15 protein-coding genes and 1 pseudogene are annotated in these 17563 nt (G+C 72.3%); 10 read left to right on the top strand and 6 right to left on the bottom strand.

Going from position 1 to position 17563, the window contains the following annotated elements; all coding sequences use genetic code 11:
* Positions 1–80 precede the first annotated feature (80 nt).
* Together ACIQJT_RS38740 and ACIQJT_RS38735 are read right to left on the bottom strand one after the other, a co-directional pair.
* Positions 81–701, bottom strand: a complete 621-nt coding sequence (locus tag ACIQJT_RS38740; protein ID WP_402650277.1) for a TetR family transcriptional regulator — start codon at positions 699–701, stop codon at positions 81–83.
* Positions 698–2155 carry a hypothetical protein gene (locus tag ACIQJT_RS38735; RefSeq protein WP_402650276.1) on the bottom strand — a complete coding sequence of 486 codons (1458 nt, stop codon included), beginning with the start codon at positions 2153–2155 and terminating at the stop codon, positions 698–700. The genes ACIQJT_RS38740 and ACIQJT_RS38735 overlap by 4 nt, the downstream gene beginning before the upstream one ends.
* A 173-nt stretch (positions 2156–2328) precedes the next feature.
* Between ACIQJT_RS38735 and hmgA the strand changes: the two genes are divergently transcribed.
* The 4 genes and pseudogenes from hmgA to ACIQJT_RS38715 form a co-directional block, all read left to right on the top strand.
* Positions 2329–3645 (top strand): homogentisate 1,2-dioxygenase, encoded by a 1317-nt coding sequence (gene hmgA, locus ACIQJT_RS38730; RefSeq protein WP_365457501.1) that lies wholly within the window; start codon positions 2329–2331, stop codon positions 3643–3645.
* A gap of 27 nt (positions 3646–3672) precedes the next feature.
* Positions 3673–4422 carry a GntR family transcriptional regulator gene (locus tag ACIQJT_RS38725; RefSeq protein ID WP_053852392.1) on the top strand — a complete coding sequence of 250 codons (750 nt, stop codon included), beginning with the start codon at positions 3673–3675 and terminating at the stop codon, positions 4420–4422.
* A gap of 40 nt (positions 4423–4462) precedes the next feature.
* The gene (locus ACIQJT_RS38720; RefSeq protein WP_402650275.1) at positions 4463–5617 is read left to right on the top strand and encodes a type ISP restriction/modification enzyme; all 1155 of its coding nucleotides are present in this window, start codon (positions 4463–4465) and stop codon (positions 5615–5617) included.
* A 67-nt stretch (positions 5618–5684) separates the two neighbouring features.
* Positions 5685–6101, top strand: a pseudogene (locus tag ACIQJT_RS38715) (hypothetical protein); the annotation flags it as partial.
* A gap of 191 nt (positions 6102–6292) precedes the next feature.
* Here ACIQJT_RS38715 and ACIQJT_RS38710 read toward each other — a convergent pair.
* The 3 genes from ACIQJT_RS38710 to ACIQJT_RS38700 form a co-directional block, all read right to left on the bottom strand.
* Positions 6293–6562: a hypothetical protein gene (locus ACIQJT_RS38710; RefSeq protein ID WP_053852397.1), complete on the bottom strand. Its 270-nt coding sequence runs from the start codon at positions 6560–6562 to the stop codon at positions 6293–6295.
* A gap of 126 nt (positions 6563–6688) precedes the next feature.
* A complete protein-coding gene (locus ACIQJT_RS38705) occupies positions 6689–7510 on the bottom strand; it encodes an anti-sigma factor domain-containing protein (protein ID WP_402650274.1) in 822 nt (273 codons plus the stop codon).
* Positions 7507–8049: a sigma-70 family RNA polymerase sigma factor gene (locus tag ACIQJT_RS38700; RefSeq protein ID WP_402650273.1), complete on the bottom strand. Its 543-nt coding sequence runs from the start codon at positions 8047–8049 to the stop codon at positions 7507–7509. Before ACIQJT_RS38700 ends, ACIQJT_RS38705 begins: the two co-directional genes overlap by 4 nt.
* A 207-nt stretch (positions 8050–8256) precedes the next feature.
* Between ACIQJT_RS38700 and ACIQJT_RS38695 the strand changes: the two genes are divergently transcribed.
* From ACIQJT_RS38695 to ACIQJT_RS38680, 4 genes are all read left to right on the top strand, one after another.
* A complete protein-coding gene (locus tag ACIQJT_RS38695; protein WP_402650272.1) occupies positions 8257–9789 on the top strand; it encodes a DUF4331 domain-containing protein in 1533 nt (510 codons plus the stop codon).
* 198 nt (positions 9790–9987) lie between these two features.
* Positions 9988–11442: a tetratricopeptide repeat protein gene (locus ACIQJT_RS38690; RefSeq protein ID WP_402650271.1), complete on the top strand. Its 1455-nt coding sequence runs from the start codon at positions 9988–9990 to the stop codon at positions 11440–11442.
* On the top strand, positions 11439–13178 hold the full coding sequence (locus ACIQJT_RS38685) for a sulfite exporter TauE/SafE family protein (protein WP_402650270.1): 1740 nt from the start codon (positions 11439–11441) through the stop codon (positions 13176–13178). Before ACIQJT_RS38690 ends, ACIQJT_RS38685 begins: the two co-directional genes overlap by 4 nt.
* 75 nt (positions 13179–13253) lie before the next feature.
* A complete protein-coding gene (locus tag ACIQJT_RS38680) occupies positions 13254–14837 on the top strand; it encodes a protein kinase (RefSeq protein WP_402650269.1) in 1584 nt (527 codons plus the stop codon).
* A 7-nt stretch (positions 14838–14844) separates the two neighbouring features.
* Here ACIQJT_RS38680 and ACIQJT_RS38675 read toward each other — a convergent pair whose 3' ends face one another.
* Positions 14845–15639 (bottom strand): SGNH/GDSL hydrolase family protein, encoded by a 795-nt coding sequence (locus ACIQJT_RS38675; protein WP_365457477.1) that lies wholly within the window; start codon positions 15637–15639, stop codon positions 14845–14847.
* A 186-nt stretch (positions 15640–15825) separates the two neighbouring features.
* Between ACIQJT_RS38675 and ACIQJT_RS38670 the strand changes: the two genes are divergently transcribed.
* Both ACIQJT_RS38670 and ACIQJT_RS38665 read left to right on the top strand, forming a co-directional pair.
* Positions 15826–16221: a hypothetical protein gene (locus tag ACIQJT_RS38670; protein WP_402650268.1), complete on the top strand. Its 396-nt coding sequence runs from the start codon at positions 15826–15828 to the stop codon at positions 16219–16221.
* Position 16222: 1 nt separating this feature from the next.
* Positions 16223–17344: a GNAT family N-acetyltransferase gene (locus ACIQJT_RS38665; protein ID WP_402650267.1), complete on the top strand. Its 1122-nt coding sequence runs from the start codon at positions 16223–16225 to the stop codon at positions 17342–17344.
* Positions 17345–17563 lie beyond the last annotated feature (219 nt).

Here is a 17563-nt window from a genome sequence, read left to right as displayed (position 1 = left end):
GTCCTCCCGGGGCAGCGGTGCCTGTCCGGGCGAGCATACCGACCGGTACGGATGGAGGGGAGGGGGTTTCGGGGGCGGGCTCAGTCCAGGACCCGCGCGAGATAGGCGCGCAGCAGCTCCCGGGCCTCCTGGATGATCCGCTCGTCGCCCTCCGGGGCCATCCGGAAGGCCAGGTGAACCAGGGTGTCGGCGGTCTCCACTGCGATGAGGAAGGTGCGGCGCAGGTCGTCGTCCGGTTCGCGGGAGAGGTAGCCGGAGAGGAGCTCGGTGAGACGGTCGGCGACGCGGTGGTTGGGCTCGGCGTGCCGGGCGCCGACCGGGATCTGGTTGCCGAAGTCGACGAGGGAGAAGCCGGGCGCGGTGCGCTTCATGGCGAGGTACTCGTCAAGGACGACGTCCATCGCCGTGCGCCAGCCTCCGTCCTGGCCCGACTCCTTGAGCCGGTCGGTGACGCCGGCCGTGAAGCGCTCCAGGTTGCGCTGGGCGAGGGCGTCGGCCATCTGCCGCTTGTTGCCGAAGAAGCGGTAGACCGAGCCGATGGGCACGCCCGCGCGCTGGGCGACGGCACGGGTGCTGAGGGCGTCGTAGCCGACCTCGTCGAGCAGGTCGGCGCAGGCGTCGAGGATTCTGGTCAGCCGTTCGGCACTGCGCCGCTGCACGGGGGCGCGGCGGAGCGAGGTCGCTTGGGGCACGGGCTTCATGATGCCTTTCCGCCGTCGTCCGGTGAACCCTGCCACCAGGTACGGGCCGGGGAGCCCACGTCACTCACGACCACCGCCGATGCTGCCGCGGGCCGCATTTCCGGGGTTGTGCCGGTGTGGGTCCGGGTGGGCCGGGGTTCGGGGGTCGCGCTGGTGCGGGTCTGCGTTTGCTGGGGTTCGGGGGTCGCGCTGATTTGGGTCTGCGTGAGCTGGGGTCGGGGGGTGGGTCTGGTGTGCGGTTGCGGGGACCGAGGTGCCGGGGTCGGGCTCGTCTGGGCCTGCGAGGGCCGGGGGTGCGAAGTCCTGTTGGTGTGCGATGGGCCCGCACTGCCAGCAGCTGGGTGGGCCTGTGAAGCTGGGACGCCACCGCCGGTACCGGACGTGAGCTGCGGATCCTGGGCTGCGACGCCGGAAGCCGCACCCGCCTGCACGGGTCGGGAACCAGGGCTCGCGCCACCGGCAACGGCCTCGGCCTCGGCCTCGGCCTCGGCCTGCGAGGCGGGGATCCAGCCGCCGGTACCGAAACCGGCCCCCCACTCCTCGGCCGCGTCGCCGATGACCGTGTCCGCCTGCACGCTCGCGGGGCCGTCGTCGACCGCGGGCCGCCCGCCCACGGCGGTAGTCCCGGTGCCGATTCCGGTCTGCGGGGCCGGGACGCCACCTCCGGTGCCCCTCGCGAGCCGCGACGTCCAGGGCGAGCCGTCGGTGTCCCTCGCGGTCGTCCGAGGCGGGGTGCCGCCGCCGGGCCGGGCCTCCCCTACGGCTCCCCCGGCATCCCTCGCCGACACCCGCCCCATGACATCGTTGCCCATGCGCCTGACCAGGGACGATCGCAGGGCACTGCCGGTCGCGGCCCCGACCGTCGGCCAGGCTGACGCGGCGCCGCCCCCGCCCGTCCCGCGCGCGTCCCTCGGGGTGCCGGCGGACACGACACCCCCCGTGTCGCCCATCGCCAGCGGCTCCGACGCCGTCACGTCCGCCGTGCTCTCCACCGGGGCTCCGTCGACGGCCCAGACGGTGCCGTCGTCGGCGTAGAGGCGGGCGGTGACCTTGTGGGTGCCCTGCGGGACGTACGCGGCCGCGAGGCGGTAGGACGGGGTGCGCAGGGTGGTCACGGGGCAGTCGTCCACGAAGAGGACGGCGACCCCGCGGCCGGGGACCGCCTTGGCCGACGCACCGGGGGACGAGAAGGTGAAGTTCTCGACGGTCAGCCGCACGGTCCAGCCGTCGTCGGCGTCCGGCTGCACCACTATGCCGACGTCGGGGGCGTTCTCCTGGTCGACCTCCCGGTAGTGCCGTCCCTCGTGATCGGTGTCGTCGAGGACCTTGCCCACCGGTGACACCGACTGTCCGTCCCTGCGTTCCTGTGCCCCATCGGCGCCACAGCTCACGGGTCCGGTCACCAGCAGGACACAGACCGCGAGCAGGGCAAGGAGTCCCCGCGTCCACGACATGCCGGGGAGCGTAGAACACCGGTCCGACAACGCGAATCCCCCTCGGGTCTGGTTCTCCTGGTCCTCCCTGAGGAGGTCACGGCGGGGGAATCGGTTCCAGGGAATGACCCCTTGCGCCGATGAAACCGCAATCCTACGGTGTCCCATAGGAATCAGACCGCAAGGGAGCGATCATGAACGGGGACGCACGAAAGACCGCCGAGGGCCTGGCCCACCTCTCCGGTTTCGGCAACGAGCACGCCTCGGAGGCCGTCCCCGGCGCCCTCCCCCAGGGCCGCAACGCCCCGCAGCGCGCCCCCCTCGGCCTCTACGCGGAACAACTCAGCGGTACGGCGTTCACCGAGCCCCGCGCCCACAACCGCCGCTCCTGGCTCTACCGGATCCGCCCCTCCGCCGCCCACCCGGCGTTCACCCACACCCACAACGGCCGGATCCGCACCGCCCCGTTCACGGAGTCGGTCCCGGACCCCAACCGGCTGCGCTGGAACCCGCTGCCGGAGCCCCCCGAGGGCACCGACTTCCTCGCCGGCCTGTGGACCCTCGGCGGCAACGGCGACGTCACCCAGCGCACCGGCATGGCCGTGCACCTCTACCACGCCACCGACTCCATGGACCGCGTCTTCAGCGACGCCGACGGCGAGCTGCTGATCGTCCCGGAGCGCGGCGGACTGCTGCTGCGCACGGAGTTCGGGCTGCTGCACGCGGAGCCGGGACACGTGGCGCTGATCCCCCGCGGGGTGCGCTTCCGTGTGGAGCTGCTCGACGAGTCGGCCCGCGGTTATGTGTGCGAGAACTACGGCGCCCCCTTCCAGCTCCCCGACCTCGGCCCCATCGGCGCCAACGGCCTCGCCAACGCCCGCGACTTCCTCGCCCCCGTCGCCGCGTACGAGGACGTCGAGGGGCCGGTGGAGGTGGTCAACAAGTTCTGCGGCAACCTCTGGTCGGCGACCTACGACCACTCCCCGCTCGACGTGGTCGCCTGGCACGGCAACCATGTGCCGTACGTCTACGACCTGCGCCGCTTCAACGTCATCGGCTCCATCTCGTACGACCACCCCGACCCGTCGATCTTCACCGTGCTGACGTCCCCGTCGGACACCCCGGGCCTGGCCGGCGTCGACTTCGTGGTCTTCGCGCCGCGCTGGCTGGTCGGCGAGGACACCTTCCGGCCGCCGTACTTCCACCGGAACGTGATGAGCGAGTACATGGGCCTGATCGAGGGCGCCTACGACGCCAAGGCGGAGGGCTTCGTGCCGGGCGGCGGCTCGCTGCACAACATGATGTCGGCGCACGGCCCCGACCGGGAGACGTTCGACCGGGCGAGCGCGGCCGAGCTCAGGCCGCAGAAGGTCGACGACGGGCTGGCGTTCATGTTCGAGACGCGCTGGCCGGTGACCCTCACCGCGCAGGCGGCCGGGGCGGACCACCTCCAGTCGCACTACGACGACGTGTGGCGGGGCCTGGAACGCCACTTCCGCCCGTTGCACTGACCGATCCGCGGAAGGTACGGATAGCCCGTGACCTCCTTCGCCCCGGACTCGATCGTCCTGAACCGCAAGCTGCCGCTCTGGTACCAGGTGTCGCAGTCCCTGCGCGCCTCGATACTCGGCCGCTCCCCGCAGGACCCGCTCCGCCTGCCCACCGAGGAACAGCTCGCGGGGCACTACGGCGTGAGCGTGCTGACCATGCGGCAGGCGCTGAAGGAGCTGGAGGACGAGGGGCTGATCACCCGTCACCGGCGCCGGGGGACCTTCATCGAACCGGACGCGAGAAGGGGCAGCCCGGTCCGGCTGCTCGGCTCGGTGGACGCGATCGTGGCCCAGCAGTCCGGTATGACGACCGAGCTGCTGGAGCACGGCAAGTCCGCCGTGCCGTCCGAACTCGCCGAGCACTTCCCCGAGTTGGACGAGGTGACGGCGTACCACCGGCTGCGCAGCGACGAGCGGACGGGCGAGCCGACCAACCACGCCCGCAACTACGTCCGCCCCGAACTGGCCGCGCTCATCGACCCGTCCGACCTGGTGCGCTGGCCGATGACGAAGGTGCTGCGGGACGTCGTCGGGGCGGACATCAGCCGCATCACGGACACCGTGGAGGCCCGGCTCGCGGACCCGGAGACGGCGCGGCTGCTGCAAGTGCCGCTGCTCAGCCCGATCCTGCACTACACGGGCCTGGCGTACGACGCGCAGGGCCGGGTCCTCGACGCGGCGGTGATCCACTACCGGGGGGACCGCTTCTCCTTCACGGTCACCCTGGACGCCACGTGAGCCCACCGGCCCCGGCTGCCTGTCGGCGGAAGGCCGTACGATGCCCAGCGTGACGCACGACGACGCTCCGCCGCTGGCGGACCTCATGCCGTGGTCCGTCGCACCGCCGCGGCTCGGCCGGGGGTGGCCGACGGGCCCCGACGCGGCGTCCCTCAAGGCCCGCTGGGACGCCCTGCTGAAGGCCGAGGGGCCCGACCGTGAGGCCCTGTTCGAGCCGACCCGGTCCCGCACCCTGCGCTCGGCGGTCGGGCAGCTTCCGGGCCGCACGGGCGGCACGGAGAGGCTGGCCCGCGCCACCGGCCCCTGCCCGGAGCCGGTACGGGTCCTGCACGCGCCCTTCGACGAGCAGTGGCTGATCCCGGACCACCGGCTGATCGACGCGGCCCGGCCCGAGCTGTGGCGGGTGGCGGACGAGGCCCAGGTGTTCGTGGTGGAGACCCCCACGGACGGGCCGGGCCCCCGGCTCCTCGCGACCTCGCTGCTCCCCCTGCTCCGCCCGGGCCGCGTCCGCCCGCTGTACCGCCGCCCCGGCGGCACCGAACCGAACCTGGCCCCGGGCCTCCTGGAGCACCTGCGCACCCGGCTCGGCGTCCCGGTGGAGCCCTTGGACGTGCTTGCCTGGATGCTGACGGCGGTCCGCCCGGACCTCACCGTCCCGCTCACCGCCGACCCCGAACTGTGGCTGCGGGGCGTCGAGTCGGGCCACCGCGCCCTGTGGCTGATGCGCCGCGACGGTGACCGCCCCAAGCTGCCCGGCGGCCGCCGCCCGTACGTCCGCGCCCCCCTGCCGTCCCGCCCCCTGCTCCTGGACTACGACCGCGACGAGGAGGCTCTGCTGCTGGACGAGGGACGCGTGTCCCCGGTACCGCCGGAGGCCTGGGACTTCGAGGCGGGCGGGGTACGGGTGCTGGAGCAGTGGTTCGCGGCCCGGGTCGCGGAACCGGAGCCGGGCACCCTGTCCGCGATCCGCCCGGCGACCTGGCCGCAGACGTGGACGTCGGAACTGCTGGAGCTGATCACCGTGCTGGCGCTGCTGGCGGATCTCCAGCCCCTCCAGGACGAGTTGACCTCACAGATCACGACGGCCGACCTGCGCGAGGCGGGGGTGCTGCCGGCGCCGGAGTCCTCGCGTCGCCCGGCGTCGGTCCTGGACGGCCACGAAGAGGGCCCCGAAGGTCAACTGACGTTGCTGTAGCCCGCCGGGGGCGCGGGGCTGCATTGCATTTGCGGCTACCGCCGCGCGGGCGCGACCTGCCACGACCAGCGCCGCACCGGGCCCCCGGACAGCCCCCCGGTCCTTCCTCGTGCCGGGACCGCTCGTGGCGACGGCGGCGAGCGGGATCATGACCGGGATGTTCCAGGCCGCCCAGGACGGTCTGCTCACCGGCGGCGAGGAGGCCGCGGGTCAGCTGGGCGGGGCCGCCTTCGTCCTGCCGCCGCTGTCGAACGCGTACATCCCGACCGAGGGGCTGCCCGGGTGGCTGCGCGCCCTCGCCGAGTGGAATCCGGTCAGCGCGGTGACGACGGCCCTGCGGGACCTGTTCGGCGACGCTCCAGTGCCGGAGGGGGCCGCCTGGCCGGTGGCCCATCCGGTCGCCGGGTCACTGATGTGGTGTGCGGTGCTGATCGCGGTCTTCGCTCCGCTCGCCGTACGCAGGTACGCGCACGGCGGAGGCTGAACACCTCTTGCCGGGAGGGGAGTTCGGGCCCTGCCGGGGCCCGGGCCGACCTCGGAGGCGTGCATGCCAAAGGTGTTGCGTACGGGAGGGCGCCGGGGCACGGGCCCCGCGCTCGGCCGACTCACCTGGATCGTGCTGCATGCCGTGGGGATGGCGGGCAGGATCGCAGCACGATACCGGGCGGCGAGGGCTCAGTGTCCGCCGAACAGCGAACGGCGCAGTCGGCGCAGAGGCGCGAACAGCGAGACACGGCGAACCCGTGCACCCCTGTCACTGCGCTCCTGCTTGCTGGTGTCACGCGCGGTCAGCTCGAGCATCAGCGACGTCGCCTCGGCCGTCTCCCGCTGCGGGACAGCAGGTCCCGACAGCACCGAGAGATGGCGGTCGAGGCGCGAACTGGTCGCGCTGCTCCCGCAGGTGATCGCAGGGACCCTCGCCCTGCGCACTGCTATCTGTTCCATGTCACTCCCCACCCGTACGAGTCCACCCGGCCCGGGCAGGGTAACCCTATCGCCCCGTCGAGGCACACGTGTATCGGCGTCACAGGATTCACCTTCCCCGTAAGGGCGTTGACGACCCCTCCATGATTACTCTCCGAATCCAACAGATTTCAGGGCGAGTTGGACAACCGGCTGGGTAGTGGGCTGTGGTGATCCCCCGTCGGGCTCGACCGTCACAGCGAGTGATGTCGCCGACTTGTCGAGTCCGCTCGCGACCAAGGGCGTGTCGGCGGCGAACAGCCCGAGGGAGCGCGGTTGCTCGTTGGGGCGCATGAGCCACAGTTGGCGCACGCGGCCGCTCGGAGGCGCACCGTACCCGCTCAGGGTGACGACCGCGCGCCCCTCGGATGCGGAAGCGATCACTCCGATCGTTCGGCCCTGGGCGTCCTGCCCCCGGGTCGCGAGCGCGTCCGCGGCCTGGAGAACGTGGGCGATCTCACTGGCCTGGGCCTTCTGCGCGTCCAGTTCGTCCTGGGTCCGGTTGGCCTGGACGGCGAACAGGGAGGCGACGACGAGGGCCGCGGCGGCGGTGGCGGTCGCGAAGGGCACGAACAGGGGACGCCGGCTCTGCCGGGGCGGCGGCTGGGTGCCCCAGACGTGCGGCGGCAACTGCGACCTGCGCGCGCGGGCCGGCTCCGGCCGCGCGCGGGCCGGCTCGGGCCGTGCGGCGGACTCCTGCGGGGTGGCGCGTACGGCCGCCAGCACCCGGTCGCGCATCGCACTCGGCGGCGGAGCGGCGGCCGACCACGCGAGCCGTACCGCGTCCTCGGACAGCGCGCGCACCTCCGCCGCGCAGCTGTCGCAGTTCCTGAGGTGCCGCTCGAAGCGGGCCCGCTCGGCGGGCTCCAGCGCGTCGAGGGCGTACGGGGCGGCGAGGGAGTGGAGATCCTCCCGGCGGAAGAGGCTCATGCCGCACCTCCCAGGCACTCCCGCAAGCGGGTCAGTCCGTCACGCATCCGCGTCTTCACCGTCCCCAGCGGCAGGCTCAGCCGCTCGGCCACCTCACGGTACGTGTAGCCGTCGTAGTAGGCGAGGGTGACCGACTGGCGCTGGAGCTCGGTCAGCCGCTCCAGGCACCGGCGCACCCACTCGCGTTCGAGGCCCGCCTCGACCTCCTCGGTCACCTGGTCGAAGGCGGGGTGATGGGCCTGGCGTGCCTCGCGCTGCTCGCGTTCGCCGGCCGCGCGGGCGCTGCGCACCCGGTCGACGGCACGGCGGTGCGCGAGGGTGAGGACCCAGGACAGCGCGCTGCCCCGGCGCGGGTCGAAGCGCGCGGCGGACCGCCACAGTTCGAGCAGCACCTCCTGCGACACCTCCTCCGACTGCGCCGGATCACGCACCACACGCCGTACGAGCCCGAACACCGGCCCGGCGACGAGCCCGTAGAGCTCCTCGAATGCCTTCTGGTCCCCGCCCGCCACGAGCAACAGAAGCTCGTCCGCCTCCAACTCGCCGCCCCCTCCCGCAAAGCCGCACCTGGGCCGTCCCGTCCCACGAGGTATTCGCAACGAACACACCTCCGGATGGGGTTACGGATCAGATCGCCGAAAACGCGGGTCGAGCAGCAGAAAAGAAGTTTTGAGATTCGACCAATCCGGCCCGGCCACCACTCCGAATCCCCGAGCGTCAGGCAAGTTGGACTGAGGACGGACGGCATGACACCTATCTCCAGGAGCGGCTCGGGACGCAGGAGTCTCGCGACCCTCGTATGTGGTGCGCTGGCCGCCGGAGGGCTCGCAGCCGCCGGTGTGGCCACGCTGGAACCGGGGGCGGCCTCCGCCTCCAGCCACCGGGAGGCCCCGCTGATCTCGGGCGACCCGCAGTACGACAACACCGACGTGTACGCGTTCGTCAGCCCCGACAAGCCGGACTCGACGACGATCATCGCCAACTGGATCCCCTTCGAGGACCCGTCGGGCGGCCCGAACTTCTACCAGTTCGCCGAGGACGCCCAGTACGACATCCACATCGACAACAACGGTGACGGCCAGGGCGAGCTGCTGTACCGCTTCACCTTCAAGACGCACGTCAAGAACAAGAAGACGTTCCTGTACAACACGGGCGCGGTCGACAGCCTCGACGACCCGGACCTGAACGTCACGCAGACGTACGACATCGAGCTGTTCCGGCTGAAGAACCAGAAGGTCCAGTACAAGACGAAGGTCGCCGACGACATCCCGGTGGCCCCGTCGAACGTCGGCAAGGCGTCGATGCCGAACTACGAGAAGCTGCGCGACCAGGCGGTCTACAAGCTGCCCGGTGACGCGACGGCGTTCGCCGGCCAGGCCGACGACCCGTTCTTCCTGGACCTGCGCGTCTTCGACCTGCTGTACGGCGGCAACCTCAGCGAGGTCGGCAACGACACGCTCAAGGGCTACAACGTCAACTCGATAGCCCTCCAGGTCCCGACGGACATGATCACCGAGTCCGCGCACCAGCCGGTCGTGGGCATCTGGTCGACGACCCAGCGCAGGAACGCGCAGGGCTACTACTCCCAGGTCTCGCGCCTCGGCAACCCGCTCGTCAACGAGGTCGTCAACCCGCTGAAGGACAAGGACAAGTTCAACGCGTCCGCGCCCTGGGACGACGCGCAGTTCCTGAAGAACGTCACCAACCCCGAGCTGCCCAAGCTCATCGAGGCGATCTACAAGATCCCGGCCCCGAAGGAGCCCCGCAACGACCTCGTGGACGTGTTCCTGAAGGGTGTGAAGGGGCTGAACCAGCCGCCCCACGTGCGGCCCGCGGAGGAGCTGCGCCTCAACACGTCCATCAAGCCCACCGATTCTCCGAAGCGGCTCGGTGTGCTTGATGGCGACAACGCCGGATTCCCGAACGGGCGCCGGCTGACCGACGACGTGATCGACGCCTCGCTCCAGGTCGTCGAGGGCGAGCTGGTCGGGTCCAAGAACGACCTCGGTGACGCGGTCGACAAGAACGACAAGGACTTCGAGAAGTCGTTCCCGTACCTGGCGCTGCCGACGGAGGGTTCGCGGGGTCCGCTCGCCAAGGGCACATCCGGCGGGAACGACGTCCGCAACCAGCTGGGTGACGCGCTGTCCCCGGCGGGGTCCTCCGGGTCGGACGACATGGGGCTGATCGCCGGGTCCGCGGGTGCGGGTGCGGCCGGGATCGTGCTCATCGGGGCGGCGCTGGTGTGGTGGCGTCGGATGCGGAGGCGTGCCTACTGAGGTGGGCGGGTGCCTCCTGGGGTGCCTCGGTCTGTCGTCCGGCGGCTGCGGGTTCGTGGGGGCTGGTCGCGCAGTTCCCCGCGCCCCTAAGACCCCCCCCATCACCCCCTGTTACTGGCGCGGCCTGCGCGTATTCATCCCCCACGGTGCAGGCCGCGCCGCAGTACACGATCGATCACGAACGAATCAGGAGCGGGCATGTCCGGGTCCACGACCGACAGCGCACCCGAGGACGAGCAGAGCGGTTCACCGGTGACCGTGGAGCCTTCCGCCCGGGCCGAGGACGAGAAGGTCGCCGCCGTGCGGCGGGTCGCGGCGGCCGGTCGGCGCTGGCGGGCCGCTCAACTCGCCGGGTGCGCGGCCCTGTTGGCCGTCGCCCTGACGGGCGGGTCGATCGCCTTCGGGGCGCTGCGGGACGGCGGCACGGCCACCGTGGCCAGCACGTCGCCCGCGGTCTCGCCCGGGCTGATGGCGAGCGGCGACCTCGATGCGGGCATCGAGGCGGTCCAGGCCCATCTGCGCGGCCAGCCGAAGGACTTCGGCGGCTGGGCCACCCTCGGGCTCGCCTACGTCGAGCAGGCCCGGACCAAGGGCGACCCCTCGCGCTACCCGCAGGCCGAACAAGCCCTCCGGAAGTCGCTGGAGTTGAAGGCCGACAACGAACAGGCACTCGCCGGTCTCGCCGCCCTCGCCGCGGCCCGGCACGACTTCAAGGGCGCCCTCGCCCACGCCGACCGGGCCCTGCGGCAGAACCCGTACAGCGAGCGCGCCCTCTGCTCCCGGATCGACGCCCTCGTCGAACTCGGCCGCTACGACGAGGCGTCGAAGGCCGCCGACCTCGCGGACGAACGGCGGCCCGGCATCCCGGTGTTCACCCGCTATGCCTACGTGCACGAACTCCGCGGCGACGTGCGCACCGCCCGCACCGTGCTGGAGCGGGCCCTGTCGAGCGCGACCGGCCCGGGCGACATCGCGTACGTGGCCACCGCGCTGGGCCAACTCGCCTGGAACCAGGGCGACTACGACACGGCCCTGGCCGACTACGCCCGCGCCCTCGCCGCCGACGACGCCTACCTCCCCGCCCTGGAGGGCAGGGCCCGCGCCCAGGCCGCGAGCGGGGACCGGGCGGCCGCGATCGCGGGCATGGAGGCGGTCGTAGCCCGGTACCCGCTGCCCGGGCCGCTCGTCGCGCTCGGGGAGCTGTACGAGGGCCGGGGCGGCGCCGGCGACAAGGCAAGGGCAGGCGACCAGTACGCGCTGGTGGACGCCTGGACGGCCCTCGCCCGGGCCAACGGCGTCAACGCCGACCTAGACACCGCGATGGCCGCCGCCGACCACGGCGACCGGGCCGCCGCGCTGCGCGCCGCCCGTGCCGAGTGGGCCCGTCGGCACACCGTGCACACCGCGGACGCGCTCGCCTGGGCCCTGCACGTCAACGGCCGCGACGAGGAGGCCCTGCCGTACGCCAGGCAGGCCACCGCGACCGGTTACCGCAACGCCTCCTTCCGCTATCACCGCGGGATCGTCGAGCTCGCCGCGGGTGACCGGAAGGAGGCCGAGTCCCAGCTCACCTCCGCCCTGAAGCTGAACCCCGGCTTCTCCCCGCTCGGTGCCCACGAGGCCCGCAAGGCACTGAAGGAGATGGCCCGTTGAAGCCCCGCCGTCTGTTCGCGTCCCTCACGGCCGTCCTGACGGCGGCCTGTGCGCTCGCGCTGCTCCCTTCCGGCAGCGCGAGCGCCCACCCCCTGGGGAACTTCACCGTCAACCGCTACGACGGTCTCGTCGCCGCGCCGGGCCGGCTCCGCGTCGACCACGTCGAGGACCTCGCAGAGATCCCCGCGACCCAGGCCGGGCCGGACATCGAGAAGCTCGGCATGACCGAGTGGGCCGCCCGACGCTGCCGGAAGGCCGCCGAGGGCGCAGTGCTCACGGTCGACGGCCGTACGGTCGGCCTCACCGCGAGGAGCAGCCACGCGCGCGTGCGTCCCGGTCAGGCGGGGCTCGACACCCTGCGCGTGGAGTGCCGGCTGACCGCCTTGCTGCCCAAGGACGCCACCGTCACGCTCGGGTTCCACAGCGCGGGCACCGACTCCGGACCCGGCTGGCGCGAGATCACCGCACGCGGCGACCGGATGACACTTACCGCGTCGGACGTGCCGAGGACATCGGTGTCCGACGAACTGACCTCGTATCCGCAGGAGTTGCTGTCCTCCCCCGCCGACACCGTGACCGCCTCCCTGCGGGTGCGGCCCGGTGGGGCGGCCCTCACCGAGGAACGGCAGGACGCCCCCGCGGCATCGGTGCTGCCCCGGGGCGCCGACCGCTGGACCCGCGCCCTGGACTCCCTGGTCGCCCGGCACGACCTCACCGTCGGCTTCGCGGCGCTCGCCCTGCTCGTCGCGGTCGCTCTCGGCGCGATGCACGCGCTGGCCCCGGGGCACGGCAAGACCCTGATGGCAGCGGTGGCCGCGGCCCGCGGCGGCCGCGCCCGGATGAAGGACGTCCTGCCGCTGGCCGCCTCCGTGACCGTCACCCACACCCTGGGCGTGGTCGCCCTGGGCCTCCTCGTCGCGGCCGGCTCGACGGCGGCGCCCTCGGTGATCGCGTGGCTGGGCCTCGCGAGCGGGGTGATGGTGACCGCGGCGGGCGTCACCCTGCTGCGCCGGGCCCTGCGCACCCGCGCGCACCAGCACGGACACGGACACACGCACGACCACGATCATGACCACGGCCACGGCCACGGCCACAACCACAGCCACGGCCACCCGCACGACACCACCACCGGCGCCGACCGGCCCGAGGAACGCTCGCTGGTCCTGGTCGCCGCTCGCACGGAGACCGCCCGGGCGACGGCGGAGGCCCACCCGCACCCCCACGCGCCCGGACACCCGCACGACCACGGCCACGATCACGGGCACCCGCACCCCCATGACCACGACCACGGGCACCCGCACCCCCACGACCACGGTCACGACCACGGACATGACCACCCCCACGCCCTGGAGCACACCCACGGCGGCTTCACCCACACCCACGCCGTCGCCCCCACCCTCCGCGGCACCATCCTGCTCGGCTTCGCCGGCGGCCTCGTGCCCAGCCCGTCCGCCGTCGTCGTGCTCGTCGGTGCCGCCGCGCTGGGGCAGGCCTGGTTCGGCCTGCTGCTCGTCGTGGCGTACGGGGTCGGGCTGGCCCTGACCCTGACCGCGGCCGGATTCGCCGTCGTCAGGCTGGGCAGTGGAGTCACACGGCTGCTGGACAGGCGCCCCCGCCTGGCCGCGAGCCCGGTGACCGCCCTGGTTCAAAGGACCGCGCCCCTGATGTCGGCGTTCGTCGTGGTGGCTCTCGGGGCAGGATTGGTGCTCAAGGGGGCGGCATCCGCACTCGGCTGAGCTACTTTTGTACAGAATTCACGTGCAACATCACGCGGAGTGGAGATTTCGCCCGGATGCGAATGGGGGACGCCCGTGTCCGAAGAACCGGGCAGTGAACGAGTGATCGCGGGCCGCTACCGCCTCCTGTCCCCGCTCGGCGAGGGCGGCATGGGAACCGTGTGGCGGGCCCGTGACGAGGTGCTGCACCGCGAGGTCGCCGTCAAGGAGGTGCGCGCACCGCACGGACTGCCCGCTCACGAGGTCGAGCGGCTGTACGCCCGCCTGGAACGCGAGGCGTGGGCGGCGGCCCGGGTCGCCAACCGCAACGTGGTGACCGTGTACGACGTGGCCACCGAGGACGGCCGCCCGTGGATCGTCATGGAGCTGGTGCGCGGCATCTCGCTCGCCGAACTCCTGGACGCGGAGGGCCCGCTCGGTCCGCAGCGCACCGCGCACATCGGCGCCGAGGTGCTCTCCGCGCTCCGGGCCGCGCACGAGGCCGGGGTGCTGCACCGGGACGTGAAGCCCGCCAACGTACTGCTGTCGAACGACGGCCGTGTGGTGCTCACCGACTTCGGCATCGCCCAGGTCGAGGGCAGCTCGGCGCTCACCATGACCGGTGAGGTCATCGGCTCCCCCGAGTTCCTCGCCCCGGAGCGGGCGCTCGGCCGCACCCCGGGCCCGGAGTCGGACCTGTGGTCGCTGGGCGTGCTGCTGTACGCCGCCGTCGAGGGCAACTCCCCCTTCCGTCAGAACACCCCGCTGAGCACCCTGCGCGCGATCGTGGACGAGGAGCTGCCGCCGCCGTACCGGGCCGGTCCGCTCGCGCCGGTGATCGAGGGGCTGCTGCGCAAGGACCCGGCGGAGCGGCTGCCGGCCGAGCAGGCCGAGCAGGAGCTGCGGATCGTCGGGGCGGGCGGCACGCCCCGGGCGGACGCCGTGCAGGCGGGGCCGTACGCCCCGACCGTCGCGGCACCCTTCCCGCAGGAGCCGCCGACGGCCCCGTACCGACCCGCGCCCACGCCCGCCTCCACCGCCACCGCGGCCTCCCGGCCCCCGGAGCGCGACCGCCGTGCGGCCGTCTTCCTGGTCGCGGGCGTGCTGGCCGTGGCGCTGGCGATCGCGGGGCTGACGTACGCGCTGCTGAACCGCGACAACGGCGACAAGGACGGGGAGACCGCCAAGGACTCCGCTCCGGCGGTGAGTTCGCCCGCGCCGACCAGGACCGACGAGACGGGTGAGGACTCCCCGTCGGCGAGTCCGAGCAAGAGCACCACGAGCGCGCCCCCGCCGCAGTCGGTGGACGTCTCGCTCTCGGGCTCGCACACCGAGTACACGGGCACCTGCCCGCCGGACAGGTCCGCGGCCCCCACCTTCACGGTCAGGCTGACGGTCGGGCGGCTCCCGGCGACGGTGACCTACCGCTGGGTGTCGGAGAACGGCTCGGTGAACGGCAGTTGGAAGACGCTCACGTTCCCGGCCGGCGGTGACCGGACGCAGGAGGACCGGCGGTTCGTCACCACGCAGGACGACAGCGGGACGTTCGAGGACACCATCAGCGTGGAGGTCCGCGAGCCCGTCGAGAAGACGTCCGAGTCGGTTCCGTTCTCGCTGACGTGTGTGGCGGAGACCCCGTCCGGCGCCACCGGCGGGGCCTCCTCCTCTGCGTCCCCGTGAGGGGGGTTCAGGCCGCGCTGTTCAGGACCGGGAGGTAGCCGCCGGACTGACCGGCCGCGGTCGGGTGGTAGGACTCGCCGATGTTGAGCAGGTTGAGGCTGTGCAGCCAGGCACTGCCGGAGCAGAGTTCGTGGCCGGTGAAGGCGGAGCGGACGTCGCCCCAGGTGAAGCCGTGGTCCGCGGCCCGCTTGGCGATGGCGTCGTCGAGGTGGTCGGCGGCGTCGTTGATGGCCTTGCGCTTGGTCTCGGAGAGGCCGAGGCAGGTGGTGCCGAGCTTGTAGAAGCGGGGGTAGCCGAGGACGACCACGTGGGCGTTGGGGGCCCTGTCGCTGATCTGTGTGTAGACGGTGTCCAGTTGGCCCGGGAGGGTCGAGTCGACGTACGCCTTGGCGGTGTTGATCCGGGAGAGGCAGGAGCTGTCGGACTGGAGCACACAGGTCGTCATGACGTCGGCGAAGCCGGCGTCGTTGCCTCCGATGCTGATGGAGACGAGGGCGGTGGCGGAGCTGAGCGGGGTGAGCTGGTTCGCCAGAACATCACCCGTTCGGGCGCCCGAGCAAGCGGTGAACGCGAACGACGAGGGTGAGTGGGCGGCCGCCCAGAGGTAGGGGTAGGACTTCGTGCTGCGCTTGCAGTCGCCGCTCGACGTGAGGTAGCTGCCGGCGCCGACACCCGAGGAATACGAGTCGCCCAGGGCCACATAGGGGCCCTCGGCGGCGTGGGCGGTGCCTGTCCCGGTGAGGACTGCGGCGAGTGCGAGGAGGAGCGAGCCGACGTACGCGGCAAATCGGGAACGTCTCATGGAACCTCCCTTTAGCAGGATCTCTGCCGTATCCGTCGTAGCAACGACACGCAGCGACGGGAAGTGTCCATGCCAAAATCGGTGCCGCCGCCATCGACCGCGGGGCTGTGCGCTCTTGACGCTCCCCCAGGCGCTGCGCGACATTGAAGCCCGGCATCCGGCGCTTTCTGGGGGGAAACGTCGCCCATGCAGACAACAGACATCCGCAGACCTTCCCGTGCGTCGGGAAGAGACCTGACGCCCTTGCTCGCGGGCGCCGCGAGCGCCGTGGGGGGATGCGGCGCACTGCTCGCGCTCACCGGCTCCGACTCACCGCTGCGGGCCCCGCTCGCGCTCTTCTTCCTGCTCGCGGCACCCGCCGCGGGCATCGCCGCCGCCCTGCGCGGCTTCGATCCGTTCGCCCGGGCGCTGGCCTCGCTGGCCGGCTCGGTCGTCCTCAACATGCTGGTGGCGCAGGGCATGCTGGCCACGCACCGCTGGTCGGCGCGCGGCGGGGTCACGGCGATGGCCGTGATCAGCGTCCTGATCCTCCTGCCGGTGCTGCTGCGAAGGCGCCGTACGGCGAAGGGCCAGGACGCCTGACGTGGACATCAGCGTGTACCGCCCCGGCGAGCTGAGCGCGGCCGACCGGGTGGCGTGGACCGCTCTGCAGTCCAAGGCCCATCTCCAGGGCTCGCCGGGTCTGGCGAACCCCTTCCTGTCCCCCGAGTTCGCGCTCGCGGTGGGCCGGTGCAGGCGGGGCGTGCGGATCGCCGTCGTGCGGGAAGCGGGCGAGCCCGTCGCGTTCCTCCCCTTCCAGAGGACCGCCGCGGGTGTCGGCCGGGCCGTCGGACTCGGCGTCTCGGACGCCCAGGGGCTGGTGCACGGGCCCGGATTCACCTGGGACGCACGGGAGTTGCTGCGCGCCTGCGGGCTCGTCGTCTGGGAGTTCGACCATCTGGTGGAGGGACAGGGGCCGTTCGAGGCGGGGGCCTCCGGCCGGTTCCCCTCTCCGGTCATGGACGTCGAGCAGGGCTACGAGACCTATCTGGCCGGGCTGCGGGAGCGCTCGCCGAAGTTCACCCGCACCACCCTCGCCAAGGAGCGCAGACTGGCCCGCACGGCGAGCGGGGTGCGCTACGTCCACGACGAGCGCGACCCGGCCGCCCTGCGCGCCCTGATGGCCTGGAAGTCCGCCCAGTACCGCAGGACCGGCCGCAGCGACCGTTTCGCGCACGAGTGGATCACCCGCCTGGTGGAGCAGCTCTTCCACACCCGCTCGGAGTCGTTCGCCGGGATCCTCTCGGTGCTGTACGCCGACGGGAAGCCGGTCGCCGCCCACTTCGGGCTGCGCACCGAACGGGTGCTCGCATGCTGGTTCCCGGCCTACGACCCGGAGTACGCGAAGTACTCGCCGGGCCTGATCCTGCACCTGCGGATGGCCGAGGCGGCGGCCGCCGACGGCATCGCCCACCTCGATCTGGGCCGGGGGCAGAAGGAGTACAAGGACTCCCTGAAGACACGGGACCTGACCGTGTCGGAGGGGTGGGTGACCCGCCGGCACCCGGTCGCGGTCGGACACCGCGTCCGCCGGGTTCCGATGCGGGCACTGCGCAACGCCGTGGTGGCACGTCCGGAGCTGTTCGAACCCGCCGACAGGCTGCTGAAGAAAATGGGAAAGATCCGCTCCGGCGCGTCTGTAACGGTCAAACCAACAAAAACGTGAGACGTCGTTCCAGGTCTTGCCATACAGGTTCAAACGTCAATACCGTCATACATCACACCCGCATCGTCCCGTCATCGAGCGGCTCTAGGGGAGGGCTCAAGGACCGCGACGGGGGACGCGGGGCGCGGTAGGGGGGTGCCGTGCTCGGTGACCGCAGGTGACCGAGTCGTGCCGCGCGACCGGCTGTCGTCTCTTCGGAACAAGCACAGCACGACGGCG

Origin of the sequence: Streptomyces sp. NPDC091972, assembly GCF_044756385.1 — a bacterium.
In the GTDB taxonomy this organism is placed as follows: Bacteria; Actinomycetota; Actinomycetes; order Streptomycetales; family Streptomycetaceae; genus Streptomyces.
Note: the sequence above shows the minus strand (reverse complement) of the source record. Positions and strands in the feature narration are given on the sequence as shown.

Excerpts from the sequence above, each read along its gene's own strand:
- ACIQJT_RS38740 (WP_402650277.1), bottom strand. The coding sequence starts at position 701 with ATGAAGCCCGTGCCCCAAGCGACCTCGCTCCGCCGCGCCCCCGTGCAG.
- ACIQJT_RS38735 (WP_402650276.1), bottom strand. The coding sequence starts at position 2,155 with ATGTCGTGGACGCGGGGACTCCTTGCCCTGCTCGCGGTCTGTGTCCTG.
- hmgA (WP_365457501.1), top strand. The coding sequence starts at position 2,329 with ATGAACGGGGACGCACGAAAGACCGCCGAGGGCCTGGCCCACCTCTCC.
- ACIQJT_RS38720 (WP_402650275.1), top strand. The coding sequence starts at position 4,463 with ATGCCCAGCGTGACGCACGACGACGCTCCGCCGCTGGCGGACCTCATG.
- ACIQJT_RS38710 (WP_053852397.1), bottom strand. The coding sequence starts at position 6,562 with ATGGAACAGATAGCAGTGCGCAGGGCGAGGGTCCCTGCGATCACCTGC.
- ACIQJT_RS38705 (WP_402650274.1), bottom strand. The coding sequence starts at position 7,510 with ATGAGCCTCTTCCGCCGGGAGGATCTCCACTCCCTCGCCGCCCCGTAC.
- ACIQJT_RS38695 (WP_402650272.1), top strand. The coding sequence starts at position 8,257 with ATGACACCTATCTCCAGGAGCGGCTCGGGACGCAGGAGTCTCGCGACC.
- ACIQJT_RS38690 (WP_402650271.1), top strand. The coding sequence starts at position 9,988 with ATGTCCGGGTCCACGACCGACAGCGCACCCGAGGACGAGCAGAGCGGT.
- ACIQJT_RS38675 (WP_365457477.1), bottom strand. The coding sequence starts at position 15,639 with ATGAGACGTTCCCGATTTGCCGCGTACGTCGGCTCGCTCCTCCTCGCA.
- ACIQJT_RS38670 (WP_402650268.1), top strand. The coding sequence starts at position 15,826 with ATGCAGACAACAGACATCCGCAGACCTTCCCGTGCGTCGGGAAGAGAC.